Raw genomic sequence first — 26,549 nt, 5'->3', positions numbered from 1 at the left:
ATTGAATTTTCGCTCAAGGGATTCGATCGTGAACGGCCATCTTACGAAGAGATAACTTGTTACTCCGCCTTAATTTCAGGCGTTTTCTGCTCCTAAGACGGGGACACTGCCGGACGACTGCCGAAGATCGCCGAACCGACACGCACTGCAGTCGCACCCAGCCGAACAGCCTGTTCATAGTCCGCACTCATACCCATCGAAAGCTGTGCCAACCGGGATCTCCGGGCAAGCTCGTTGAGGAACGCGAAATGAAGCGCCGGATTTTCATCGATTGGTGGGATACACATGAGGCCGACGACGGGAAGTCCGAGGTCGTCACGCGTCAGATTGAGGAAAGCCTCGATGTCAGCTGGCGCAATACCCGACTTCTGCGTTTCTTCGCCAGTGTTAACCTGGATGAAGCAATCCGGCCGACTGCCGCTGCGCTGCATTTCACGAGCCAAAGCCTGAGCGAGTTTGGGCCGGTCAAGAGTCTGAATGACATCAAACAGTCCAACCGCCTCCTTGACTTTGTTGGTCTGCAGCGGCCCGATAAGGTGCAGTTCCAGACCCGGCCAGCTGGTTTTTAATGCCGGAAACTTGGATTGCGCTTCCTGAACCCGGTTTTCCCCGAATACGCGTTGACCCGCTTCCAACGCTGCCTCTATCTGTTCAGCGGCGTGGGTTTTACTGACAGCCACAAGAGATATCTCTTCTTCCCGGCGTCCTGCCTTATCGGCAGCGGCTGCGATTTGTTGTCTTACATCAGAGAGGTTTTGCTGAATATCCTGCGACATTGCCCGTTTTTCACAAGGTTTATGCTGTTGGTTTTACTATAGTTTTATCTGACCAGTCTCATCCAGATAATCGAAACGCGCCAGAACGTCACGGTGGCTCTCGACCACCCGTGCAACTTCAGCCTCAGTAAAACAGGTCAAGCCGTCGCCAATGCGGCCGCCCCGAAAGAAACGGTCTGCGCTCTTCGAGCGCTCGATAAATCCAACATCATTTTCCTGCTGCGAAAGTTCGTCGAACGAGCTAAAGCGGATCGCACGCTCGAGCCGTTCTTCATCGACATCCATCCCGAGATGCCGGATAGCCTTGGCGAATTCCCGGTGAGGTTCCCGTTTCATATCTTCGTAACGAAGCACCAGAGGTGACAAAACGCGGTCGTCGACCCAGCTCTGCACGTGATCGCTCCAGCGGCCAAGGTACTGGGTCACCAGCGCCGTCTTGTCGCCAGGCAGCTTGTGCCAAGGACTATCCAATGCCTCAATAATCTCAGAGGGTTCGCGACCGTAATGATGGGCGTAGGAGACCGCGACATCGAGTGGGTTTCGAATGACGTAGATCGACGCTTTGGTGACGTCGTGTGTCACCGTCCAGGCACCGCCGCGCTGAATTACCGCCTGGTGGGTCTTGACCAGCATAATGTCGACCTTTTGTCCCGCCATGGCGCGGTGTACCCGCGGCCGAAGGGCATCAACTGCGGCGTCGTCCAATTCAGAAAGCGCCTTGCCTGCCAGTTTTTCGTAAGGCGCGCCCATCATATCGCCGAAGGTCACCAAATGGGCCTTATTGATAGGAAAGGGCTCCTTGGGGTTCATCAGGTAGTTCGCAACGAACAGTCTAAGCCAAGTGTTGCCCGATTTGGGGAACGACGCCAGCCAGACAAGATTTCCCATGGTCTTCACTTTCGACAATCTCAAACAAAGCTTCTATTCGATAGCTGAAAGAGTGAGGTTTAAAGCCATGACCTGATCCGCAAGAAGCAACCAAACCCTCTTCAACAAGCATGCGCACTGAGAATTAGGCGCCCGCCTGAGTGATGTCATTAAGTGGTGCTTTTAAGGCAGAAACAAGCCGAAAACGGCCTAGTTTGCAACGCCCCCGCGCGGTGAGTCTGTGTCGGCAAGGATGGTTATGGCGGCACAAAAAAGGCCGCCATCAAAATCATTGAGGCAAGCCATAGAAAAAGGGGAGCGGCAAGCCGCTCCCCTTAAACCTGTTCGGTAAAAGCTCTTAGAAGGAGAGCTTGATACCGGTAACGATCCAGTAACCGTCGTTGCTGTCGTCGCCAACGCCGGACTCGTCGTCGTCAAAGTCGTTGTAGCCAACGGAACCGATGACCTTGATCCCCGGGCCAAGCGCGTAGCTGGCAGCGGCTTCAATGGTCTGCAGTTCTTCGTCACCGCTTGCGGCGGAACCTTCGGCTTCACCGTTGAAGTAGGTGAGCGAAACGCCCCAAGGACCGGTGCCGTAAGACGCGCCAATGTCCCAAGACTGACCTTCGTTCACGCCGCCTTCTTCCTGCTGCGAGTACGAACCACCGACCGTGAAGCCAGCGAAGCCGACGTTGATGCCTGCGCCGAAGACTTCGGGATCATCACCACCAGGAGCGTCGTTGGTTGCTACGCCGTAACGGCCATAAGCCGCAACGTCAAAGCCGCCAAAGCTCTCGGTGAAGTTCACACCAAGGTCGATGCCGTTGTGGTAAGCAGCATTTTCGCTCGGCTGAGCGTTGCTGTCTTCGCCAGAGTCAGGGGTGTAGGAGATACCACCCTGCAGGCCGGAGAAACGCGGCGTGAAGTAAGTCACGCGGTTTGCGTCGTTGACAGCAGCGTTTTCAAGCGAGGTTGCACCAAGTGCAGCACGGAACTGACCAGCGTCGGAATCAGCAGGTACCCAGTCGCCCTGGTCACCAGAGTTGATGCCGAGACCTACGTTCGGAGCAGCAACACCCATGATGTAACCGGCGGAGTTCTCAGAACCCAGCAGAACGCGACCGAAGTCGCCTTCGATGAAGGCATAGGATTCATCGATGGTGTCGCCGGAAGTGTTACCTTCGAGCTGAACGTTCACACCGAACTGAATGCCGTTGTCCAGAGTGGTCGAACCGGAGAAGATGATTTCCGAGTCGGACTTCTGGTCGAAGTGATCGCGATCGTCGATGTCGGAAGAGCCGTAACCGAAGTACTGCTCCATGTAGCCGCCGACACCCAACTGAATGGGATCTTCGGCCTGCACAGCAGGCGCAGCCAACATACCGGCGGCGACAAGCGCTGTGCTTCCAAGAAGGATCTTTTTCATTAAAGTTAACCCCTAATTTGAGTTACCAATTTGGTACACGTACGTGTTTTTTTGATCTTGCTGAGGTTGTGATCCCTATCTCTAGGCCCGACTTGAAGTTTGAACGACAAGTCAATGAATCTAAGGGTCAAAACCACAACAACGACCTCCACCAACTGCGGAAGACGAGCGCAGATTAATCGAAACGGTTAATTGGTCAACGCCAACCCGCAAGGTGGAGTGACATTTTCGCAATGCTGTGACGAAATTGCAACAGAATGTTTGCGGCCAGGTCTGCAGCTAACGGCTGGCGGCTGGCGAAAAGTCGAGGATACGCCTCAAATAGTGGTGCGCTTGATCCAACCTTCAAGCGGTGTGGCAAAGAAACCCCCATCTGTGCGTGGCAAGGAGCCGAAGCAGGTCGTCAGGTTCAATTTGCACAAAAAAAGGAAGGGGCAACCGAAGTTGCCCCTCCAATTCACAAAACCTAAGTTGAACGCCCTGCTTCGAGGTTGACCGTTTTTGCCAGTTCAAAGCAAAGCCAGATTCAAAGGCTTTAGAACGAAAGCTGGATGCCCGAAACCACCCAGTAACCGTCGTTGCTGTCGTCGGTCCCATCGCTATCGTCATCGAATTCGTTGTACCCTACTGAACCGATGACCTTGATTCCCGGCCCCAAGGCATAGCTTGCAGCCACTTCCACGGTCGAGATTTCCTCGTCACCGTTGGAAGCCGTATCGCCATCAGCTTCACCCTGGAAATAGGTGACCGACACAGCCCACGGCCCGGTGCCATAGGCTGCACCGATGTCGAAGGCCTGTCCTTCGTTCCGGCCGGCATCTTCCTGCTGTGCGTAGGAACCGCCCACTGTAAATCCAGCGAAGCCCAACTCAAGGCCGGTGCTGAAGATCGTGGGATCGTCACCACCCGTTGCGTCATTTGACGCAATGCCGTAACGGCCATAGGCTGCGACGTCAAAACCGCCGAAGTTCTCAGTGAAGTTCAAACCAACGTCGATACCATCGTGGAACGCTGCATTTTCACTCGGCTGCGTATTGTCGTCTTCAGCCGCATCAGGCGTATAGGAAATACCGCCCTGCAAACCGGAGAAGCGCGGCGTGAAGTAGGTCAGCCGGTTAACGTCGTTGACCGCGTTGTTTTCAACGAAGGTTGAACCCAGGGTCCCGCGAAAATAGCTCGCTTCGTTTACAATCGGCACCCAGTCGATCTGGTCACCGGTGTTGATGCCGATACCGACGTTCGGTGCCGCAACGGACATCAGATAGCCTGCTGTGTTCTCCGAACCCAACAGAACACGACCAAAGTCACCTTCGATAAAAGCATAAGATTCGTCGATGGTATCACCGGAAGTGTTGCCTTCGAGCTGTACATTCACACCGAACTGGATTCCGTTATCCAAAGTCGTCGAGCCGGAAAAGATGATTTCCGAATCAGACTTTTGATCGAAATGATCCCTATCGTCGATGTCCGATGAAGCGTATCCGAAATACTGCTCCATGAAGCCGCCGACACCCAGTTGAATGGGATCTTCAGCCTGTACTGCAGGCGCAGCCAGCATGCCGGCCGCGACGAGCGCAGTACCGCCAAGAAGCCTGTTTCTCATAAAAGATTACCCCTAGATCGAGTTACCGCAATATTGCGAATTCGCACTCTATGGTCTGAAATTCTCGTTGGCCGACATCGCATCCCGCGACACGAAAACACTGTGAATGCGGATTGGTCCGCACGGCGCAACCCGAATCTTCGGCCACCACTTTCAGTGGTCACCGCCCTCACGGTCACGTTAATCTCTCGCTGCCTCAAGGATCAATCAACTTGGTGTGAAGTCAGTCACTTAACCGTGATATTTCTAAGACACATTGCGCCTGTCCACGGGTAATTCTGTTCATCACAAGTCTCCTGGCCGTGTTCTCGAATGAGCGAATAATCAGGACTTGCGTCGCTTTTATGCGAACGAGGTTTTCTTGACCTTGCCCGACCACCGTGGTTTAAACGATTCTTAACGCTCACCAGCTCGAAAACATAGAAGGACTCAAGGAAAAGCAATGCCCAAGGCAACTCAAGCGTCCTCCGGCTTTCGGATACTTGCAGCAGTTGCGGCAGGTCTTTTTCTGTTGTCCACCGCAGCTTGCCAATATGCCGATCCGGATACGACCTATCCCCGCCGCAAACCCGGTGGTGGTGGCGGAACCTATGAGTCGCGCGAAAGCGTTTTCGGCGGAGACGGGCTGCAGCTGTTCGGCAATTCCGACCAGAACCCGGCTCAAGGCGGTGGCAGCGGCATCGGCGTAAACAGCTTTCTTTGGCGCGCGTCGTTGGACACCATATCTTTCATGCCCTTATCGTCTGCCGATCCATTCGGCGGAGTCATCATCACCGACTGGTATTCGCCGCCCGAAACCAGGGCTGAGCGCGTGAAGGTAAACGTCTACATTCTGGGTAGAGACCTGCGCGCCGATGGTATTCGCGCTTCGGTGTTTCGCCAGGTCCAGAATGGCAGCGGCGCCTGGATTGACGCAGATGTGCGCACCGAAACCTCAGCCGATCTCGAAAACGCCATTCTTACCCGGGCACGCCAGCTACGTATCGCATCCATCCAGTAGCGACGGTGGAGGTTCCGGTCTCTCGACAAGTTGTCGGTTAGTCTCGGTCCGAGGGGACAATCCGCGTATATGCTCCCATTGCTCGCTCAACTGGTCCGACAGGATCAGTGAGACAACAACTTACTCGTCGGAGACCGATACTTTCCACGACACCGGCCGCCTTTCGAATACTTAAGATAAACCAGCAGATTGACCGATGAGCCGCTATAACGCCAAGGAAACCGAGACGAAATGGCAAGGCGTCTGGAACGACGCCGCATGTTTTGCCGTTACCGAAGATCGTTCAAAACCCAAATATTACGTCCTCGAGATGTTCCCCTATCCCTCTGGGCGCATCCACATGGGCCACGTCCGCAACTACACCATTGGCGACGTCATCGCCCGCTATAAACGAGCCCGCGGCTTTAACGTGCTGCACCCCATGGGCTGGGACGCTTTTGGTCTTCCTGCGGAAAATGCGGCGATCGAGAAAAAGGTCCCGCCAGGCGACTGGACATACGAAAACATCGCCATTATGCGCGATCAGCTCAAGACCATGGGCCTGTCACTCGATTGGTCGAGAGAGATCGCCACCTGTCATCCTGGCTATTACCGCCACGAACAGAAGATGTTTTTGGACTTCCTTAAGGCGGGACTGGTCTATCGCAAGGAATCCTGGGTCAACTGGGACCCCGTCGACCATACGGTCCTGGCGAATGAGCAGGTCATCGATGGTCGTGGCTGGCGCTCTAACGCTCTGGTGGAAAAACGAAAGCTGCCGCAGTGGGTCTTCAAGATCACGGAATTTGCTGACGAACTGTTGGATGACCTGTCTACCCTGGACCGCTGGCCCGAAAAGGTACGGGTCATGCAGCACAACTGGATCGGCCGGTCCGAAGGTGCACACGTCCGCTTTCCCTTCGTCAACGCGCCCGGCTACAGCGATACTGCAGAGATTGAGGTTTTCACAACGCGCCCCGACACCTTGTTTGGTGCCTCTTTTTGCGCGCTTTCGCCCAACCATCCCCTGACCACCGGTCTGTGTGAGAATGACGAACAAGCTGCCGCCTTTGTTGCCGAATGCAACCGCATGGGCACCAGTGAAGAGGCTATAGAAAAAGCGGAAAAGCTCGGCTATGACACCGGCTTGAGGGTACGTCACCCATTGGACCCGGACATTGAGCTGCCGGTTTTTATCGCCAACTTCGTCTTGATGGAATATGGCACAGGTGCGATTTTTGGCTGTCCTGGACACGATCAGCGTGACCTGGATTTCGCCAGAAAATACGGCCTGACAGTTGTTCCGGTCGTACTGCCGCCACAGGCCGACGCCGCAGACTTCGAGATCGGCAATGAGGCCTACGTCGGCGACGGCAGAATCATAAACTCTCGTTTTCTGAATGACTTAACCGTCGACGATGCCAAACGGCGGGTGATCGAGGAACTGGAATCTCTGCAAGCCGGGACCGGCACGATTCAATACCGTCTGCGCGATTGGGGGGTATCGCGTCAGCGCTATTGGGGCTGCCCTATTCCCGTTATTCACTGCGGTGATTGTGGTATCGTTCCGGTGCCGGAATCAGATTTACCGGTTCAGCTGCCGGATGACGTGTCCTTCGATAAACCAGGCAATCCATTGGACCACCATGCGACCTGGAAACACACGACCTGCCCGGCCTGTGGCAAGGAAGCCCAGCGCGAAACCGATACGTTCGATACCTTTACGGAATCCTCCTGGTACTTCGCCCGCTTTTGCTCGCCCCGCGCGGAAAACGCGATGGATAAGGACGCGGTCGATTACTGGCTGCCTGTCGATCAGTACATCGGAGGCGTTGAGCATGCCGTCCTGCATCTGCTGTATTCGCGTTTCTTTACCCGCGCTCTGAAACGTTGTGGCTACCTGAATCTCGACGAGCCCTTCTCGGGCCTGTTCACACAGGGCATGGTCTGCCACGAAACCTATCAGGACGAATCCGGAGAATGGCTCCCGCCAGCCGATCTGCAGCGCGATGGCGGCGGAAACCCAATCACATCGTCAGGCAAACCGGTGACCGTCGGCCGCTCTATCAAGATGAGTAAGTCGAAGAAGAACACGATTGATCCGGCTGAAATCATCGGCACGTATGGTGCGGACACGGCACGCTGGTTCATGCTGTCGGACAGCCCGCCCGAGCGAGATATGGAGTGGACTGAGGCTGGCGTAGAGGGAGCCTGGCGTTTTGTTCAGCGTTTGTGGCGCCTGATCAGTGAAGATACGGAAAAGCTGCCGGCCATCGGGGGTCCGGTGCCGACTGCTTTCGGTGACAAAGCAAGTGATTTGCGTCGGACCACACACAAGACCATTGCCGATGTGACCGATGCGATCGAACAATTCCGTTTTAACCGGGCCGTCGCAAAGCTTTACGAGCTCACCAACAGCCTGACATCTGCCCGCAGCGAAGAACCGGACGCTCTGTGGGCAAAGCGGGAAGCGTTTGAAGTCTTGGTTCGTCTGTTCGGGCCGATGATGCCCCATCTGGCAGAGGAGCTGTGGCAGCGTCTTGGTCATAAGGGCCTGTTGGTTGACGAGGCTTGGCCGCTTGCGGATGATACGCTTACCGCCGAAGAGACCGTGACTTTGCCGATCCAGGTGAACGGCAAGCTGAGAGCAACTATCGATATCGTCGTCGACGAAGCGGACGACTCGGTGCGTGAAGCGGCGCTGCAGCAACCAGGCGTGCAGCGGGCGATCGGCGAAAAGCAGGTACGCAAGCTGATTATTGTAAAAAACCGGGTGGTCAATATTGTTGTATAATATGGGGTTACCAGTCGTATCTGCCCGGTTTTCAAAAGCTGCCGCTCAGCAATCCGGCCGGTTTCACCAACGCAAATACGGCCTCTTGACGGCGACGCTGATTGCATCTCTTGCCCTGACCGGCTGTGGCTTTCAACCGCTCAACAGCCAGGACAGCGCTGCTGCGTCAGGCAGCGTCAATGCGGCCGGAAACGGTTCGACATTGAACGAACTTGCGGCGATCCGGATTGCCCCTTTATCAGACCGGGCCGGCCAGGAGATGCATAATCTTCTGAGAGATCGCCTGAATCCCGCCGGACAGCCGACCGCGCCAAAGTACGAGTTGCAGGTCCGCCTGACGGAATCGATCAGGGAAGTCGCCTTCGAAAGCGACGAAACCGCAACGCGCGCTGATCTGTCTATCGTCGCGATCTATCAGCTCCGCCGCTCCGATAATCAGAAGATGGTTTCGACCGGGCGGTCCCGGTCGGTTAGCAGCTACAACATTCTCGAGAAACAATTCGCCTCGACGATTTCTGAAGCCGACGCTAGGAGTCGCACGCTTCGGGATATTGCCGACGATATAAGAATTCGCTTAGCTGCGCATTTCACTTCTGCCCGTGCCTCCGTGAAGGCATCGGGCTCTTAACAGGCTGACTTCTTTGGGACTTTCCTAACCAGCAAGTGATCAATTTCCGTACGTCGCCAGCAAAACGGTGGATTCTGACCCTTGGTAAAGATAGCCCCCGCACAAATTGAGAGATTCGTCTCTAAGCCAGAGCCCTCAATCCGTGCTGTCCTCGTATTTGGGCAGGACAACGGTATGGTACGGGAAAGATCTGAAACCCTGGCAAAAACAGTCGTAGATGACCTGAAAGATCCCTTTCGCGTCACGGATCTCTCCGCAGGCGATCTCAAAGACGATCCAGCGAGACTAAATGACGAGGCTGCGGCGATTTCGATGATGGGCGGGCGCAGAGTCGTGCGAATCCGCGAAACCTCAGACGGCATAACTGCCGTTGTAAAAGATTTCTTCGCAAATCTGCCCGGCGACGCTTTTGTCGTACTTGAAGCCGGAGACCTTCCCGCAAGGTCGAGCTTGCGCAAACTGTTTGAAGGTGAAAAAGCGGGCGCGGCAATTGCCTGCTACCGGGACGACCGGCGCTCCTTGCCAGGTATAATTCAGGCAAGTCTGAGCAATTATGGGCACAGCATCACGCCCGACGCCCTCGCCTACCTTAGCGAAAACCTGGGCGGTGATAGGCAGGTTACGCGCCGGGAAGTCGACAAACTCGCGCTCTACAAAGGCCAGACGGCGGGAACGATCGACCTCGACGACGTAACGGCGTGCGTAGGCGATACTGCAGACCTGACCCTGGATGACCTCGCCTTCAGCGTCGCATCGGGCAATCTGGCGATGGTTGAACGGATGCTGAATCGAAGTTTCCAGGAAGGCAGCCATGCAGTCACGATACTGCGCGCTTTGGCACGCCATTTTCATAAGCTGCAGTTTGTCTCCGGATTGATGGCGCAAGGCCTCAGTATGGACGACGCCGCTAAGAAACTCAGGCCACCTTTGTTCTGGAAAACAGCAGCGCAGTTCAAGGCGCAAGCCAATGCCTGGCCACAGAACAAGCTTGCCCGCGCAACAGCGCGACTGCTGGAAACCGAACGAGAATGCAAAAAGACCGGCGCGCCGGCAGAAATCCTGTGTTCGAGGGCTCTTTTTGAGATCTCCGCCGCCTCACCTCTAAGGCGACGCCAGCGTCGCTAGAATCTGGCGAAGCCAGAGAGCGTGATGAGAGCCGAATTGCTTCAATCACGCTCAAATTTTGTCTCTAAGGCCTTTAAACTTCCGAATTTATGCCTGTCGACCCCACCGACTTAGTTCGGAGGGACCTGATTTAAGCGATGAAGAACGTCGTCCAGCTGTTCAAGGGTCTCGTAACGGATCATGAGTGATCCGCCTTTACCGTAGAACTCGATAGCGACCTCCAGACCCAACATATTGGACAAATCACGCTCAAGAGCGATGGTATCGGCATCTTTTTCGAAAGGAACGGGACGTGCTTCGCCGCTTCCCATGCCGCTGGCTTGACCCGGTGCTTTGGATGCAACCCTTGCCGGCTCTTCCTGCTCGCCGGTTTTCGCACGTTTCGCCACACGTTCGGTCTCGCGAACGCTCAAACCATCGGCAACGATACGCTTAGCCAGAGATTCCGGATTGTCCGCACCTATCAGCGCGCGCGCATGTCCCGCACTGAGATCGCCCTGTTCGAGATAAGACTTAACCGCATCCGGTAAAGTCAAAAGGCGCAGGGTATTGGCGATGTGGCTCCGGCTTTTCCCGACAACCCGGCCAAGATCTTCTTGAGTATGGCTGAATTCATCCATCAGTCTGCGGTAACCCTCGGCCTCTTCCAGTGGTGAAAGATCCTGACGTTGCACATTCTCGACGATGGCAACTTCAAGGGCCTGAGAGTCTGTAAATTCCCGAATAACAACGGGAACCTCATGCAGCAGGGCCTTCTGCGACGCCCTCCAACGCCGTTCACCGGCGATAATTTCATACTCGCTGCTGCGCTCGGGATGCCGGCGAACCACAATAGGCTGCAGCACACCGTTTTCCCGGATGGAATCCGCCAACGAGGCAAGCGCCTCATCATCGAAATACTGTCTTGGCTGAAAGCGATTGGGATGCAGGTGCTCGATCGGCACCTCCTTATTCGAACGTACCTTGTCAAGCGACGCATAGTCTTCGTTTTCATCGCCGAAAAGGGCCGCCAGTCCACGTCCCAGATTCGTTCGCTTTTCGCTCTCCTCTTGGTTTTCCTCCGGCGTTTCCATTTCAGAGGGATCTTGATTGCTCATGACAGGCCGACCTATGAGTTGAAGTGTCAACAGCGGCGCACCGCCGCAACTTGCATATCCTGTTGCCGGAGACGAACTCCGCCTTTTCTTTCTTATCTAAACCAACGACTTAGAGATTACTACACCAGCTTATACAACTGAGTGTCCTCTTTCGTCGCTCGCAATGGGCCTCTAACTTCATTCCCCGCAGCCCACAGCACGCCCCTCTTCTTCACGGCACACAGCGTTTGACGCTTGTCCACTTATCACTTTATCTGCGGTTCGCATCAACGCCACCGTAGAACCAATGGTTCCTCGGACACTAACGTCGAGGAACAGACTGTGTCGGCACCGAGCCCATACCCGAGGCAAGGGCTGATCCGAACCTCTTGCTCCCTGCAATAGCCGCAGCCACAGGATCTTCCTTAAGTTCTTTACCGACAGGAAGCGCAGGCCGCGTTTTAGTGACCTTAGGCGCGGTCACAGCGCCTGAAGTAGGCGCGCCCGCCTGAGAAACCGTCTGCGGGCGGGAAATTGTGGAAGAATGGGGAACTTCTGAACCTGGACTTCCTGCTGTCTTTTCGCGACGCAGGATTTCACCGGCCAGTCGAATATAGGATTGAGATCCGGCGCAGTTCATATCGTAGAGCAACACAGGTTTACCGTGGGATGGCGCCTCTGACACACGTACATTCCGCGGAATCATGGTCTCGTACACAACATCGCCAAGGTGTTTTCGTACATCCGCTGCCACCATGTCACACAAATTATTGCGGCGATCGAACATGGTCAGCACAATACCTTGAATTTCCAACTTCGGGTTCAAGCCGCGCTTCACACGTTCCACGGTCCGAAGGAGATGAGACAATCCTTCAAGTGCGTAGAATTCGGCCTGCAAAGGCACCAGTACGGCGTCCGAGGCGACAAAGGCGTTCAAGGTTAAAAGACCAAGCGCAGGCGGACAATCGATCAACACGTAATCATACGCGCCGAACAATGCTTCCAAGCCATCACGCAAGCGGTATTCACGACGATCCGAATTTACCAGTTCAAGTTCGGCACCAGAAAGATCAACGCCTGAGGCGACAACGGCCATACCCGGAACCGCAGTATCGATGATCACGTCCTTCATCGGTGTGCCGTCCATAAGGACATGATAAATACTCAGTGCGCGACGATCCGGTGCAACGCCCAAACCGGTGCTGGCATTGCCCTGAGGGTCCATATCGATAATGAGAACACGCTTCTTACAGGCGGCAAGCGCGGTTGCCAGATTGACGGCAGTCGTGGTTTTTCCAACTCCGCCCTTCTGGTTCGCAATTGCTAAAACTTTGGGCCCGTGAGACAGGGAATCACTGGAAGTTTCATCACGCGAGCTATCAAAATGTTGTGGTTGCACCTGTCTAATCCCCTATTGGTAGGGCATCCAACCGCAAGACTTGACCATCGACGCTTGAGCGGCTGGAGAACCTCTCGACCCGCATACTCCACCTTTTGCCGGCTTCGGTCAATTCTTGATCCACGTTTTTCCCCTTTAGTAAAAGGAGTTGGCCATTGTGATCTAAGTCTTGATCACCACCATTGCCTCCATGTGGAGATGGGCGAGATAAGAAAGGCCAAGCGTAATTTAGGAGGTCACTCATGGGGGCGAATGCGCGCGCTGTGACCACATCGGCAGGGAAAGGTTCGACCTCCTCAATTCTTGCATTGTGGACGACAACTTGGCATTTAGTGGCGCGCGCAACTTCCCTTAAAAACACTGACTTTCTCTGATCCGATTCAATAAGATGAACATTCTCTACGCCGAGGATCGCTAACACCAAGCCTGGAAATCCCGCGCCGCTGCCCAAATCAACCAAGACTGGACCATCTCCGCCCTTTTGGTTTGGCAGCAACTCTAAGAGTTGTGCGGAATCTAGAAAATGCCGACGCCATAGGTCACGGAGACTATCGCGACTTACCAGATTGATTGACTTGTTCCACTTGATGAGAAGCTCTGCGTAGCATTCAAGCCGACTTAATGTTTCACGTGAAACACCGTCGATATCGCGCTTCAGTGACTCGCCGTCATAGTTATGCTCAAGCTGCATCTTCGGAAGTTCCGGAATCTATCTTGCTCTCCGTAGAATCAATTGAAGGTCGCTTCGTCGCGCTCCCCGATCCACGGTCTTTCTTAACGTAACGCAACAGCGCGACCAGAGCGGCAGGCGTAACACCGGGCAAACGACCAGCAGCACCCAATGTCGCCGGCCGGCTTTTCATTAGAATCTGTATGACCTCATTAGAAAGGCTCGGCACAGCCTCATATTCTAGGTTTTCAGGAAGCTTCAGGGCCTCATCTCTGCGAAAGGCGTGAATGTCAGCGTCCTGCCTTTCTATGTAGCCTGCATATCGGGCTTCGATCTCAACCTGTGTCGCACTTGCTGGATCTATTTCGTTTAAAAGCTCAGGCCAAAGCTTGGAAAGAGTCTGAAGGTTTATCTCAGGGTACCGAAGAAGATCGTACGCCGAGCGTCGAACTCCGTCACTATTCACCTTGATGCCTTCTTTTCCTAATAGGTTTGGTGTCGCGGTTCGCTCAGACAACAGTCGCCGAGCCAGGTCCAAACGAATCATTTTGTCCGCAAAAGCCGCTGCTCTTTCCTCACCGACACAACCAATGTTCTGACCGATTGCCGTCAATCGCTGATCGGCGTTGTCCGCTCGCAGCCGCAATCGATATTCTGCGCGAGACGTAAACATCCGGTAGGGTTCGGTCACACCTCTTGTCACCAAATCGTCAATCAAGACCCCAATATAAGCCTCGGCCCGATCAAAATTGATTTCATGCTCGGAGTTGGAGTCCGTACTGCTCACCGAAAGACCGGCACCATCACCCGCCCGCTTTGCCGCGTTCAATCCGGCCACCAATCCCTGAGCTGCTGCTTCCTCGTAACCTGTTGTCCCGTTGATTTGACCTGCAAGGTAGAGACCCGGCATGCGCCGCGTTTCGAGGGAACGATGCAATTCTCGCGGATCAATGTAGTCGTATTCTATGGCGTAGCCAGGCTGCAACATTTCTGCACGCTCGAGACCTGGTATTGTCTTTAGGAGGTCCAGCTGGACTTCCGTCGGCAAAGACGTCGAAATTCCATTCGGATAAACGCTGGGATCGTCAAGGCCTTCAGGTTCCAAAAATATCTGATGCCGTTCGCGGTCGGCAAAGCGAACCACTTTGTCTTCGATTGACGGACAATAGCGTGGGCCTGTAGATTCAATCTGGCCGGAATAGATTGGCGCTCGATGAAGATTGGCACGGATCAGGTCGTGGCCAGCAGGCGAAGTATAGGTGATGTGGCAGTTTACCTGCTGTTGCTCAATATTTGTCGTCAGCGTGGAAAAGGCCTCGGGAGGATTGTCGCCTGGCTGCTCCTGTAGACCAGTATAGTCGATTGTTCGACCATCAAGCCGAGGCGGTGTACCGGTTTTCAAACGCCCCAAGGCAAATCCGGCACGATCCAGCGTTTTGGACAATCCCACAGCCGGCCCGTCCCCTACCCGGCCGGCAGGAATTTTTGTCTCGCCCCGGTGTATCAAGCCACGAAGAAAGGTGCCGGTTGTCAATATGACAGCAGTGCATGGAATTTCCTCGCCTTTAGCCGTTATGACACCAACACACCGACCTTTGTCATTGATCAGTAAGTCTTCGACAGCGGCTGCTTTGAGTTCGAGATTTTGCTGAGCCTCCAACAGTGAGCGAATATTTTCTCTATAGAGCCGACGATCGGCCTGCGCCCGAGGCCCCCGAACTGCAGGCCCCTTACTGCGGTTTAGAACGCGAAATTGTATGCCAGATCGATCAATCGCACGCCCCATGATGCCATCTAGCGCGTCAATTTCGCGGACAAGGTGCCCCTTTCCCAGTCCACCGATAGCTGGGTTGCACGACATGACGCCAATCGTTTCAAGCTTATGGGTGACAAGCAATGTCTGCGCGCCCATTCGCGCAGCCGCGGCCGCGGCTTCACAACCGGCGTGTCCACCGCCAACCACAATGACATCATACTTGGTCATCGAATCAATCCTTAAAGGGACCCCATAAGCATCGCACTTAAGAGGCGAACACACAGTATGGACGGCTTGCCGAGCAACCCCGGCACTTACCTGCAGTGCAAATAGGAACCAGTGTCACGTCACAGCGAACCATAAAACCGCTGTTCAAGAAACCCCGGCAGCAAGCGTTCCTGCGTTAATACGAGAGGCGAAAGGCTATCACATCAATAGCACATCACTTGAGGAGCGTCGCCATCTCGGGACATACACAAAGCGAAGCCTGGGAGCAAGGCTACGATCACCAGACCGAAGTCACACCCTCTTTCTCGATTTAAGGCACCGGGCCTGTGAAAATCGACAACATCTATCGGCTCAACTGCAATCCTCCCTGAACCACATCACAAAAATCAATCTGTTGTCGGGATTTCACACTTAAATTCAACAAGTTAAAAAACACTCAGCGGTGTCTTTAAGGTGCAGATCGATGAGCATTTCGGATACGGGCATTCAAATTTCACCATGGTATTGAGCATGTTTCACGTGAAACAACAGCCACTTTTTGGAACCAATATCACCAAGGATCGAACATCCACCTGGTCGGAAAGGGCTAAACTCTCGTTACTCCGTTATGGTCTCGCCGAAATAAGAGGTGTTTTCGCCCTTTATATCAATCACTTCTTAAGCGCTGAGGCCTATTCTCTAGGTGACCTTTCGTATCGCGATGCCCATGTGGACGCACTAGTCCCAGCAAAGCGGTGCAAATCAACGGCGGACAGGACGTTTGACGATGATTACTTTGCGCAAATTCAACACTGCGGCAAAATTCCTACTGATCTTGGTTCCGGCAATCTTTGTGTCGGGCTGTTCAACAGTATCTCACACTTCGGACACCACATCGAAGACGGCCGCATTGGTTCAAGCTGAACCAGGTCCGGATCGCCTTGTGCGCTATTGCCGACGTATGGCAGAGACCAATAACCTTCGGATCGCTATTGGGGTTTGTCAGCGCGCATTAGAAGCCGCGCCGGAAAACCCTGAACCCGTGCTGATCCTCGCGGAAGCCTACGTGGATGCAAAGCGACACAAAGAAGCTTCAGAGGCTTATCGCTTCGCGCTGTTGATTGACAGCGCAAACGGTGACGCTCATTTCGGTCTTGGTAAGCTCTACTTGAGGGAATCGAAACTTGAAGAAGCGAAGCCCCATCTCGAAGCTGCGCTCTCGAGCGGCAAGGAAGATCCCGCAATCTTCAACGCCATGGGAATTCTGCTCGACCAACTCGGTCAGCACGCCGAAGCACAACAACTGTATTACACGGGATTAGATATTCAGCCTGAGAATACGGCGCTTGCTAACAACCTTGGCGTCTCGCTCCTCCTCAGTGAACGCCTTGATGAAGGTGTCAGCGTCCTCGGAAACCTTCAGCCCAACAGCAGACCGAACCTGATACGGCGCAGTAACTTGGAAACCGCTCAGGCGGTTGCCTCTGCATCACACATTGTGAATTCGACGGCGTCGGTTATTCAAATTCCAGATGCTGACGGCGTGAACGACACACCTACGACCGCCTTGTTGCCTGTCGCAGACCAGGATGCCAAACAGCATCTGGTTACATCAAGCGTCAAAACGGCTCCACGCTTAACGCAACTCAAGCCTAAGTCCGCAAAAGCACCGAAAATCGAGATATCGAGCCCACAAATTACACCTGCACCAAAATCGACCTCCGTCACAATTCAACCGATCCTGGATTCCGTAGGTAATTCCAGTGTGGTAGCGGCTGAAGACCTGGCACCGGAGGTGTCTCCTGCTCCTATTGTTGTTGTCGACTTTCAGACACTTCCCACTCTCCCAGTTGAGCAGGCTATTGCGGACCTGCCGGACACCGAGCGCACCTTTACTGCGCGTTCCGACAAGAAGAATCAGTTGCCGGAGGCCACTGATGTCGCCGGAACTCCATCAAACACTGTTGAAAACCTGCGCGCGGTTACTGCGCCAGCTCCAAAATCGGCAGCCGCTGCAGTCCGAATCACAGTTATTAAGCCCCAAGCACTGAAGGATCTGGTTGATCTTGCCCAGATAACCCCACGTCGGAAGCCGGTTCCAGTTGTCGACATTGAGCTTGATTTCGCAGATCTGGCGACACAGACCCCCGCCTACAAAGAGTCGCGGACAGTCACTTTATCTGATATCACGCACCTTCCGGACGAGGAGCCGGGAGTCGATAGAAGTCCAGCAGACGGCGTCATCCAGCTCAATCCTCCTAAAGGCCATCATTCAAGACAATCGTTGAAAGACTCGCCTTCACGGGGTGAACCGCAGTTGTTTGTTGCAAAAGCACCCGCCTCTACGGCGAACGACCAAATTAGCGACCTCGTCGACGCTTGGGCACTCAGTACTGCCAGCAGTGTTTTGCTCGAATCAACAAGCAGGTCGGACGAAATCGTTTCGGATGCGATCAGATCAGCACCTTCCGAACCTCAGATTGTGCGGCGCCACGTGGGGCAAAGCGGCGACCTTAACATTGATGCCAAAGACGTCGATACCGATACAGAAGCCGAAGACGATTCGAAACCTCTACTGCCTCAGCTGACAGACGGGTTCCTTGCATCCCTGCCCTCGCAAGCCGAGCAAACACACGCCGTCGGGGATCATGATGATCAAACCCAATCTGATCCGGCACCAATCGACTGGCCCGGTTTCCTAGTGGATCATATAGACCAATCGCAATTTCCGATCCCGCGGAAACCACACGATCAAAACGCTCTAGCACTCATGCTCTTGAGCCGAGAATTCTTCGCAACGGGTTAGAGGCTGATCGATATTCGCAGAACCAGCAGCGACGGGAATCAGCTTCTTCGATGTTGGTTCAATGGCTGGCGACGACCGACAAAGCGAACAACTGGGTGGACATACATGAAGGCGAGCGCCTTAGTTGCGATCAGAGAAACGCCGCTAACATATTGATAAGTAACGTTTTTAACCTCTCTGACGTTTGAAGTATATTTACTTCCCGATGCAGAAATCCCGAAAGACGACATCGAGCAGTTCTTCAACATCGACTCGGCCGGCAATTCGACCGATTGCGCGAATGGCCAGGCGTAGGTCCTCCGCAACCAGTTCTGCGTCTTGCAGATCGGTCGTACCTGCCCTCTTCAATGCTGCATGACAGTCTTGAAAGGCACTACGATGCCGGCTTCGGGTAATCACGGCAGCTTCTCCGGCCCCCTCTAAAAGCTCGGCCGCTTTTTCTTTGAGGTGTTCAATCAAACCAGCAATGCCCGAAGTTTCGCGCGCAGACAAGATCACCACATTCGAAGTGTTGAAGGTATGTGCCAGACCTCCACTCTCCAGATCGAATGTGTCGCAGGCGTCGATCTTATTAAGAACCACGATGGTAGAAGCGTCGATCATACCAATTGTGGTCGGATCAAGATGTGGCCAACGAGTGAGGTCAAAAACCGCGATCTTCAAATCAGCCGTACCTGCCCGTGCCTTTGCCCGCCGAATTCCCTCGGCTTCTACTGCCATCTCGGAAGAATTATCCAATTCACGAATTCCAGCCGTATCCGCCAGTGTCATGGGGTAGCCCTCCAAATCCAGATGCACCTCCACCACATCGCGCGTAGTCCCAGCCGTCTCCGAGACGATCACGGCGTCTCGCTTAGCCAAAGCATTTAAAAGGCTGGATTTTCCTGCGTTGGGCGCCCCAACAATCACAGCGGTCAAGCCGTCTCTAAGGCGTTCTCCAACCCCCGCATCATCCAAATAACGCCCGATTTCGTCCGTAAGTGCGGCCAGGTTCCGGCCAATTTCGACGACAACCGCGTCAGGTAAATCTTCGTCAGGAAAATCAATGACCGCTTCGATATGCGCAAGAATGCGGACCAGTTGAACTTTCCAATCCTCACTTAGATTGGAAAGCGAACCATCCATCTGACGCAGAGCTTGGCTTCGCTGTGCCTCTGTCTCCGACGCAATCAGATCCGCGAGCCCTTCAACTTCAGAAAGATCCAGTTTATCGTTGTCAAACGCACGGCGCGTAAATTCGCCTGCCTCGGCAGCACGAAATCCATCCAGAGACGACAACGCCTTCACAACGCCGCTTAAAACAGACCTTCCGCCATGAACGTGGAGTTCAACGACATCCTCACCGGTAAAGCTGCGGGGTTCAGGAAACCAGAGAACGAGAGACCGGTCGATCTCAACGTCATCCCTTGGATTCCGTAAGGACATCAAGCTCGCCTGGCGCGGCGGTGGCCGCCGGCCGGATAGGGCGTCCAGGGCATTGCCTGCGCTAGGACCAGATATCCTGAACACCGCAACACCTGCGACACCGGCGGCCGACGAAAGTGCGAAGATCGTATCTGTCATAATCAAGTGATCCAGGAAGCGTGAAGATCAGCCCACTTGTGCGTTGCAGCTGCTCTAAATTCACGCGAGCCGGGCGACGGACGTTGTGACTGACCGATCGTATGTCCTGTCGCCTCAAGCAGTAATAAGTGTCCCAGTATTTAAGGCAGCCGCGGATTAATCGGTTCCAACTAGGCTAGCGTGACGGTCAATTTCCACACTGCTGGCAAACATCGCCGCTATTCTTTGTTCTTTGAGCCGGCGGTCATTTGCGACCAGAACATTTTCTGCATCTGCTCAAATCCCTGCATTCCCGCCGGTATCCAGGTCGAAACAAGGGTTTCTGGATCCATGGCCGATAGATTATCCATGATGCGTTTCTGAACATCGTCCATCACTGCCTGCTGCAGGGGTGCAACATCCGGCAACCCGAGAAATGCCCGCGCTTCTTCAGGCGTGCAATCGACATCAACCGTGATTTTCATCCTGCTTTACCTCTAATGAATTCGCCCTGGGAACAGTATCGCGTTCCCTGTCAAACGTGGGTTGCCGCTCAGCTGCATCTTAGCGAACCGGGCGTCAAAGAAAAGCAGGCACTGACACACTCTCTATGTCTGAACTGTCCTGACTTCGCCGATATCCTTGGCGTTGTGACGGCATATGCGCCAAAGGATAGATTTATAGGGTCCTTTCCACCAATCTACTGTGGCTTTTGCGCCGTTCCATGACCATCTTGACATAGTGTTAGTGCTTTCCCGAAGAAAGGTGCTGGTGAGCGTTAAGTCACAGTCGTCTTCAGGTTCATTGCTAGGACGGCAGAAGCCTCACCTCGAATGCCATCCACTCGGATTCCCGCGCCCTGAAAACCCAACAGATTGAGACGCGAATGACCACGAACCGGCTAGCGAACGAAACCAGCCCCTACCTGTTGCAGCACAGCGACAATCCGGTTCACTGGCAGCCTTGGGACGAACAATCTCTGGCAAAGGCGCAGGCGCACAATAAACCGATCCTTCTTTCGATCGGTTACGCCGCCTGTCACTGGTGTCATGTCATGGCACACGAATCGTTCGAAAATCCCGAGATTGCGGCGCTGATGAACCGTCATTTCGTCAACATCAAAGTTGACCGGGAAGAACGGCCCGATCTGGATAGTATCTATCAGTCTGCCCTTGCCCTTCTGGGCGAACATGGCGGCTGGCCACTCACCATGTTTCTGACCCCCAAGGGCGAACCCTTTTGGGGCGGTACCTATTTCCCGCCCGAACCCCGGTATGGCCGACCAGGTTTTCCGCAGATTCTCGGAGGAATTTCCGAGGTCTATGCGAAAGAACCCGAAAAGGTTGAGAAAAACGTCGCGGGACTGGGCAACGCACTCCAAAAACTCTCGGACAATCTGAAGGGCGATGCCCTATCGCTCGGCCAGATAACCGAAGTGGCCGAACGATTGGTGAGGGAATGTGATCCGGTGAATGGCGGCATCGGACAAGCCCCCAAGTTCCCGCAGCCCTCAATTCTCAAGCTTTTTTGGCGTGCTTGGAAGCGGACCGGGCAAGACCAGTTTCGACAGGCCGTTGAACTCGCTCTTACCAGGATGTCGCAAGGCGGTATCTACGATCATCTCGGGGGTGGTTTTGCCCGCTACACCGTCGACGAACGGTGGCTGATCCCACATTTCGAGAAGATGCTCTACGATAATGCACAGATGCTCGATGTCCTGACCTGGGCTTGGCAGGATTCGCGTAACCCATTGTTTGAACAAAGAATTCGGGAGACGATCGACTGGCTGCTGCGGGAAATGCTCGCACAGGAAACTTCTGATGACGATACAAAGGTGGACGCCTTTGCCGCAACCCTGGATGCCGACAGCGAAGGCGAAGAAGGAAAGTTCTATATCTGGAGCGAAAGCGAGGTCGACGAGGTTCTGCAAAGCAAGTCAGCTGCATTCAAGGCCGCCTATGAAGTCACGGCGGGTGGAAATTGGGAAGGCAAAACGATCTTAAACCGCCTCCACGACCCGGTGCCGTTATCCGATATGGAAGAAGCCGCGCTGAAACAATCACGCGATCTCTTGTTTCAGCGCCGCAAGGAGCGCATTCATCCGGGGTGGGACGACAAAGTGCTGGCTGACTGGAACGGCCTAATGATTGCTGCTCTTGCACGTTCGGGCACAGTATTTGACGAGGACGACTGGATCGAAGCAGCCGAACGTGCCTTCTCTTTTATCTGCGAACGGATGATGCCCGACGGCCGATTGCATCATAGTTGGCGTCGCGGCCATCTCAAACATGCCGCCACGCTAGACGACTATGCCAACCTCAACGAGGCCGCCCTTGCCCTCTATCAAGCGACAGGTGGCGTCGGCTACCTGAAACAGGCCGAGAGTTGGTGTGAGACCCTCGACCGGCACTATTGGGATCAGGCTGAAAGTGGTTATTTTTTCACCGCCGACGACGCCCGCGACCTCATCGTTCGAAGCAAGTCGGCGCATGATAATGCGGTACCCTCAGGCAATGGCACCATGGTTTCCGTCCTCACCCAACTTTATCACCTGACGGGTAACGATCATTACCGGAAACGTGCAGAAACGCTGGTTATGGCTTTTACCGGCGAGCTCAGCCGAAATTTTTTCCCGCTTTCAACGCTCCTGAACGGCGCCGAATTTTTACAATCCGCCCAACAGATCGTCATTGTCAAACGCAAGGAAAGTGACGACGAAACTACCTTCCTCGATTGCCTTCGTGGCAGGTCACTCCCAAATGCGATTGTCCAGGTGATTGAAAGCGACGGCAGATTGCCGGAAAAACACCCGGCATATGGCAAAGGCTTGGTTGATGGTGGTCCGGCAGTATATCTTTGCCAGGGTCAGAGCTGCTCTCTTCCCGTTACCAACGCAGAAGGGCTTCTCACCGCTTTAGGAGTGACCGGCATATGACCCTTCAGGACCAAGATTCTCCGGCCATGGACACAGTGGAGACGACGCTTGCCTCGCCCTTCGGTGACCTTTTTCTAAGAGTGAGTGATGAGGCGATCACCCGTTTGACGTGGTTGATGGATAATGACCAGCTGCGCCGATCAGACCCTACATCCATTCCCATACAGCCAAGCGGTGCAAATAGTCCAAACCGTCGGCTTCTAGAGGAAGCAGTCAGGCAGCTCCAGGCATACTTCGACGGCCAGCTTCGTGATTTCACGCTGCCGCTGGCGCCGGCAGGTACGAAGTTTCAACAACGGGTCTGGTTTGAAATGGCTAAGATTCCCTATGGACAGACCATGACCTACGGACAGTTGGCACATAAGTCAGATACAGTGGCTCGAGCTGTCGGCGGCGCCTGTGGGTCAAATCCAATCCCCATCATCATTCCCTGCCATCGCGTCCTGGGCGGAGGCGGTAAACTGGGCGGTTTTTCAGGTGGATTGGGCCCCGACAGTAAACGGTCATTGCTTGAGCATGAAGGTGTCTTGACCCCTGGATTAGGGTTCTAAGTATCCTTGCCACCAGTTCCAACGCCCTCAGTGGCGAGATCAATCACTTTGCAAAATATTGAATCCAGTAAGGCGCATACGCGCCCAAGTGTAATTTTCCGAGAAATGGGGAGGACAAACAAGTCATGCCTGATATCAACATAGAAGGTACAGATGGTAGTTTTGGAGCATATTTAGCGGTACCTGCCGCTTTACCCGCTCCTGCAATCGTCGTCGCGCAAGAGATCTTCGGAGTCAATCAGGTCATGCGTGATGTCTGCGACTGGCTTGCTGGACTAGGGTACCTGGCCTGCTGTCCCGATATTTTCTGGCGCATCGAGCCCGGAATCCAGATCACGGACAAGACCGAGGCCGAATGGAAGCGGGCCTTTGAACTATTTGGCCTTTTCGACCCCAACAAAGGGATCGAGGACTTAAACGCAGCCATCAATCATCTGCGTGCACATTCCGATTGCAACGGCAAAGTCGGCTCCATCGGCTACTGTCTCGGTGGAAAGCTGGCGTATATGATGGCCTGCAGGACAGATAGCGACTGCAACGTCAGCTATTATGGCGTTGGCCTGGACGAACTGCTTGATGAAGCCGGCGCGATAACCCGACCACTGCTCATGCATATGGCATCTCTCGATAAATTCGTCCCACCTGAAGCGCAGGAAAAGATCAGATCCGGTCTCAGCGACCATCCGCAGATCGAACTTCATGTTTACGAAGGTCAGGATCACGCCTTTGCGCGGCAAGGTGGTGAACACTATGACGAAGCTGCAGCCACCTTAGCCAACGACCGCTCAATCCGTTTCCTCAAGGAGAATCTCGACAGATGACAAAGGCAATCCGCATTCACGCCCCTGGTGGACCCGAAGCACTGTCCTACGACGATATTGAACTCCCTGCACCGGGAGAAGGCGAAGTCCGGCTGCGTCAGACAGCAATTGGTTTGAATTACATAGACGTCTATCATCGGACAGGCCTTTACCCTATTCCCAACCTTCCCTCCGTTATTGGACTGGAGGGAGCCGGGGTCGTCGAGGCGCTGGGAGCCGGCATCACCGAGTTGGCACCTGGTGATCGTGTTGCCTATGCAAACCCGCCGCTGGGTGCTTATGCCGATGAACGGAACATGCCGGTCGATCGCCTGGTGAAAGTTCCAGACGGAATCTCCGACGAACAGGCGGCAGCCATCATGCTGCAAGGCATGACCGTCGAGTATCTGATTCGCAGAACCTATAACGTTAAAGCTGGCGATACGGTTCTATTCCACGCCGCCGCGGGCGGGGTCGGACTCATGGCCTGTCAGTGGTTGAATCATCTCGGTGCAACGGTGATCGGCACGGTCGGTTCAGAGGAAAAAGCAGACCTGGCTAAAGCAAACGGCTGTCACCACACCATCTTGTACAACAAAGAAGATATCGCTGCCCGAGTGCGCGAAATCACGGATGGTGCCGGCGTCCCCGTAGTCTATGATTCCGTGGGCAAGGATACCTTTGACGCTTCGATTTCATCGCTCAGTCCGCTCGGCCTATTCGTGACCTTTGGGAATGCCTCCGGGCCCGTACCGCCGGTAGATCCGGGACTCCTTAGTCAAAAGGGATCTCTCTTCATGACCCGTCCTAACCTGATGACCTATACGGCCAAGCGTGAGGACATGGTGGCATCTGCGGAATCGCTATTCGAAGTGGTGCAGTCAGGGGCCGTCAAGGTTGCGATCAACCAACGCTATCCTCTTGCCGAGGCAGCGCAGGCTCATCGGGATCTCGAGGCACGTAAAACAACCGGTTCGACCATCTTGCTGCCGTAAAGGCTTCGCTTCACAAACGAGAAAGGGACGCTGAAGATTTTTATCAGCGTCCCTTTTTTCTGATCTCGCGTACGCTCAACATCGCAAGTCAACGTACGGCTAATTTCGATTGGTCTATAGATTCGATTTTAAGCAGGTATTTTAACGTCTTGCTAACCAAATCTTTAATTCAGACCGAGATACGTACAGACGTACAATGGTCAGGTTTGGGCAGTCTGGCATCATGACGTTCCGGGACCGAAACATTTCTGCAAACGGCAAAAACCCGCGGCCTACTGGTTCATAGAGTCGAAGAAGTCCGAGTTGGATTTTGTCTGCTTCAGTTTATCAACCAGGAACTCAATTGAGTCGGTAACACCCATCGGCATCAGGATACGGCGCAGAACCCACATTTTGGAGAGCGTGCCCTTATCAACCAGCAATTCTTCCTTACGGGTGCCTGACTTGCCGATATCGATGGCCGGGAATGTCCGCTTATCGGCCAGCTTACGATCCAGCACGATTTCCGAGTTACCTGTGCCCTTGAACTCTTCGAAAATGACCTCGTCCATGCGACTGCCGGTATCAATCAGCGCCGTAGAGATGATGGTCAGGCTGCCGCCCTCCTCGATATTGCGGGCTGCACCGAAGAAACGTTTGGGCCGCTGCAGAGCATTGGCATCGACACCACCGGTCAAGACCTTGCCTGAACTGGGAACAACGGTGTTATAGGCCCGGGCAAGGCGTGTAATGGAATCCAGCAGGATGACGACGTCTTTTTTATGTTCAACGAGGCGTTTGGCCTTTTCAATCACCATTTCGGTGACTTGAACATGGCGATTGGCCGGTTCGTCGAAGGTGGAACTCACCACTTCGCCGTTCACCGAACGCGCCATATCGGTGACTTCCTCGGGACGTTCGTCGATGAGGAGAACGATCAGATAAACTTCGGGATGATTTGAGGCAATCGCATGCGCGATGTTCTGCAGAATCATCGTCTTACCGGTCCGAGGCGGCGCAACAATCAACGCGCGCTGTCCCTTACCGAGTGGTGTCACCAGATCGATGATCCGGGTCGTCATATCCTTTTTGGTCGGATCTGCAAGCTCAAGCGTCAGCTTTTCATCCGGATAAAGTGGCGTCAGGTTGTCGAAGTTAATCCGGTGACGGGAATTTTCCGGCGGATCGAAATTGATCTGATTGACCTTCAGCAGTGCGAAATAACGTTCGCCCTCTTTCGGTGAACGGATCTGTCCTTCGACCGTATCGCCGGTGCGCAGACCAAAACGGCGCACCTGGCTGGGGCTGACGTAAATATCGTCAGGTCCCGGCAAATAATTGGATTCCGGTGCACGTAAAAACCCGAAACCGTCCTGCAGGACCTCAAGCACGCCAGATCCGTAGATCGGCACGTCGTTTTCGGCCATTTGCTTGAGGATCGCGAACATCATGTCCTGCTTACGCAGGTTGCTCGCGTTTTCGATTTCGAGTTCTTCGGCAAAAGCCAACAGGTCTGCCGGACTTTTGGCTTTCAAATCTTGGAGGTTCATGGGCGTGGAGCCTGATATGCGGTAATGATGAGGAGGGATACGCGCGATGCGCGGCCGGAGGGGACTTTAGATCGTCTCTCCTTGC

20 protein-coding genes and 1 pseudogene are annotated in these 26,549 nt (G+C 54.2%); 10 read left to right on the top strand and 11 right to left on the bottom strand.

Translation table 11 applies throughout. The features are described from left to right. Positions 1-92: 92 nt before the first annotated feature. The 4 genes from QMZ18_RS03195 to QMZ18_RS03180 form a co-directional block, all read right to left on the bottom strand. Positions 93-776 (bottom strand): YggS family pyridoxal phosphate-dependent enzyme, encoded by a 684-nt coding sequence (locus QMZ18_RS03195; protein WP_282604779.1) that lies wholly within the window; start codon positions 774-776, stop codon positions 93-95. Between the two features lie 36 nt (positions 777-812). Next, the gene (locus QMZ18_RS03190) at positions 813-1,664 is read right to left on the bottom strand and encodes a sulfotransferase domain-containing protein (RefSeq protein ID WP_282604778.1); all 852 of its coding nucleotides are present in this window, start codon (positions 1,662-1,664) and stop codon (positions 813-815) included. 337 nt (positions 1,665-2,001) lie between these two features. Further along, the gene (locus tag QMZ18_RS03185; RefSeq protein WP_282604777.1) at positions 2,002-3,069 is read right to left on the bottom strand and encodes a porin; all 1,068 of its coding nucleotides are present in this window, start codon (positions 3,067-3,069) and stop codon (positions 2,002-2,004) included. A gap of 535 nt (positions 3,070-3,604) precedes the next feature. Next, on the bottom strand, positions 3,605-4,672 hold the full coding sequence (locus tag QMZ18_RS03180; protein ID WP_282604776.1) for a porin: 1,068 nt from the start codon (positions 4,670-4,672) through the stop codon (positions 3,605-3,607). Positions 4,673-5,114: 442 nt separating this feature from the next. Between QMZ18_RS03180 and QMZ18_RS03175 the strand changes: the two genes are divergently transcribed. The 4 genes from QMZ18_RS03175 (at position 5,115) to holA (ending at position 10,198) form a co-directional block, all read left to right on the top strand. Next, positions 5,115-5,672, top strand: coding sequence for a DUF3576 domain-containing protein (locus QMZ18_RS03175; RefSeq protein WP_282604775.1), 558 nt, complete (start codon positions 5,115-5,117; stop codon positions 5,670-5,672). 196 nt (positions 5,673-5,868) lie between these two features. Next, the gene (leuS, locus tag QMZ18_RS03170; protein ID WP_282604774.1) at positions 5,869-8,445 is read left to right on the top strand and encodes a leucine--tRNA ligase; all 2,577 of its coding nucleotides are present in this window, start codon (positions 5,869-5,871) and stop codon (positions 8,443-8,445) included. Position 8,446: 1 nt separating this feature from the next. Beyond that, positions 8,447-9,073 (top strand): LPS assembly lipoprotein LptE, encoded by a 627-nt coding sequence (lptE, locus tag QMZ18_RS03165; protein WP_282604773.1) that lies wholly within the window; start codon positions 8,447-8,449, stop codon positions 9,071-9,073. Between the two features lie 81 nt (positions 9,074-9,154). Further along, a complete protein-coding gene (gene holA, locus QMZ18_RS03160) occupies positions 9,155-10,198 on the top strand; it encodes a DNA polymerase III subunit delta (protein ID WP_282604772.1) in 1,044 nt (347 codons plus the stop codon). A gap of 110 nt (positions 10,199-10,308) precedes the next feature. Here the strand turns inward: holA and QMZ18_RS03155 are convergent, their stop codons facing one another. The 4 genes and pseudogenes from QMZ18_RS03155 to mnmG form a co-directional block, all read right to left on the bottom strand. Next, on the bottom strand, positions 10,309-11,295 hold the full coding sequence (locus QMZ18_RS03155) for a ParB/RepB/Spo0J family partition protein (RefSeq protein WP_282604771.1): 987 nt from the start codon (positions 11,293-11,295) through the stop codon (positions 10,309-10,311). Between the two features lie 544 nt (positions 11,296-11,839). After that, positions 11,840-12,622: pseudogene (locus QMZ18_RS03150) on the bottom strand (ParA family protein); the annotation flags it as partial. Between the two features lie 55 nt (positions 12,623-12,677). Further along, positions 12,678-13,364 carry a 16S rRNA (guanine(527)-N(7))-methyltransferase RsmG gene (gene rsmG / locus QMZ18_RS03145; protein ID WP_282604770.1) on the bottom strand — a complete coding sequence of 229 codons (687 nt, stop codon included), beginning with the start codon at positions 13,362-13,364 and terminating at the stop codon, positions 12,678-12,680. After that, entirely contained in the window at positions 13,354-15,327 is a 1,974-nt protein-coding gene (gene mnmG, locus QMZ18_RS03140) for a tRNA uridine-5-carboxymethylaminomethyl(34) synthesis enzyme MnmG (RefSeq protein WP_282604769.1), read from the bottom strand. The genes rsmG and mnmG overlap by 11 nt, the downstream gene beginning before the upstream one ends. A gap of 453 nt (positions 15,328-15,780) precedes the next feature. On the opposite strand from mnmG, the gene QMZ18_RS03135 reads away from it, so the two are divergent. Together QMZ18_RS03135 and QMZ18_RS03130 are read left to right on the top strand one after the other, a co-directional pair. Continuing rightward, complete coding sequence (locus tag QMZ18_RS03135) at positions 15,781-16,230, top strand: hypothetical protein (protein WP_282604768.1); 450 nt, start codon at positions 15,781-15,783, stop codon at positions 16,228-16,230. Positions 16,231-16,348: 118 nt separating this feature from the next. Then, complete coding sequence (locus tag QMZ18_RS03130) at positions 16,349-18,112, top strand: tetratricopeptide repeat protein (RefSeq protein WP_282604767.1); 1,764 nt, start codon at positions 16,349-16,351, stop codon at positions 18,110-18,112. Positions 18,113-18,307: 195 nt separating this feature from the next. Here the strand turns inward: QMZ18_RS03130 and mnmE are convergent, their stop codons facing one another. Together mnmE and QMZ18_RS03120 are read right to left on the bottom strand one after the other, a co-directional pair. Continuing rightward, a complete protein-coding gene (gene mnmE, locus QMZ18_RS03125; protein ID WP_282604766.1) occupies positions 18,308-19,675 on the bottom strand; it encodes a tRNA uridine-5-carboxymethylaminomethyl(34) synthesis GTPase MnmE in 1,368 nt (455 codons plus the stop codon). 218 nt (positions 19,676-19,893) lie between these two features. Further along, positions 19,894-20,139, bottom strand: a complete 246-nt coding sequence (locus QMZ18_RS03120) for a DUF6489 family protein (RefSeq protein ID WP_282604765.1) — start codon at positions 20,137-20,139, stop codon at positions 19,894-19,896. Between the two features lie 401 nt (positions 20,140-20,540). Between QMZ18_RS03120 and QMZ18_RS03115 the strand changes: the two genes are divergently transcribed. The 4 genes from QMZ18_RS03115 (at position 20,541) to QMZ18_RS03100 (ending at position 24,935) form a co-directional block, all read left to right on the top strand. Further along, positions 20,541-22,589: a thioredoxin domain-containing protein gene (locus QMZ18_RS03115; protein ID WP_282604764.1), complete on the top strand. Its 2,049-nt coding sequence runs from the start codon at positions 20,541-20,543 to the stop codon at positions 22,587-22,589. Next, positions 22,586-23,140 (top strand): methylated-DNA--[protein]-cysteine S-methyltransferase, encoded by a 555-nt coding sequence (locus QMZ18_RS03110; RefSeq protein ID WP_282604763.1) that lies wholly within the window; start codon positions 22,586-22,588, stop codon positions 23,138-23,140. The genes QMZ18_RS03115 and QMZ18_RS03110 overlap by 4 nt, the downstream gene beginning before the upstream one ends. Before the next feature lie 125 nt (positions 23,141-23,265). Further along, positions 23,266-23,961, top strand: coding sequence for a dienelactone hydrolase family protein (locus QMZ18_RS03105; protein ID WP_282604762.1), 696 nt, complete (start codon positions 23,266-23,268; stop codon positions 23,959-23,961). Further along, positions 23,958-24,935 (top strand): quinone oxidoreductase, encoded by a 978-nt coding sequence (locus QMZ18_RS03100; protein ID WP_282604761.1) that lies wholly within the window; start codon positions 23,958-23,960, stop codon positions 24,933-24,935. Before QMZ18_RS03105 ends, QMZ18_RS03100 begins: the two co-directional genes overlap by 4 nt. A 272-nt stretch (positions 24,936-25,207) precedes the next feature. Here QMZ18_RS03100 and rho read toward each other — a convergent pair whose 3' ends face one another. Further along, positions 25,208-26,464, bottom strand: coding sequence for a transcription termination factor Rho (gene rho / locus QMZ18_RS03095; protein ID WP_142897011.1), 1,257 nt, complete (start codon positions 26,462-26,464; stop codon positions 25,208-25,210). Between the last annotated feature and the right edge of the window lie 85 nt (positions 26,465-26,549).

The sequence above is a fragment of the Pelagibius sp. Alg239-R121 genome (assembly GCF_947331435.1).
Taxonomy (GTDB): domain Bacteria; phylum Pseudomonadota; class Alphaproteobacteria; order Kiloniellales; family Kiloniellaceae; genus Denitrobaculum.
Note: the sequence above shows the minus strand (reverse complement) of the source record. Positions and strands in the feature narration are given on the sequence as shown.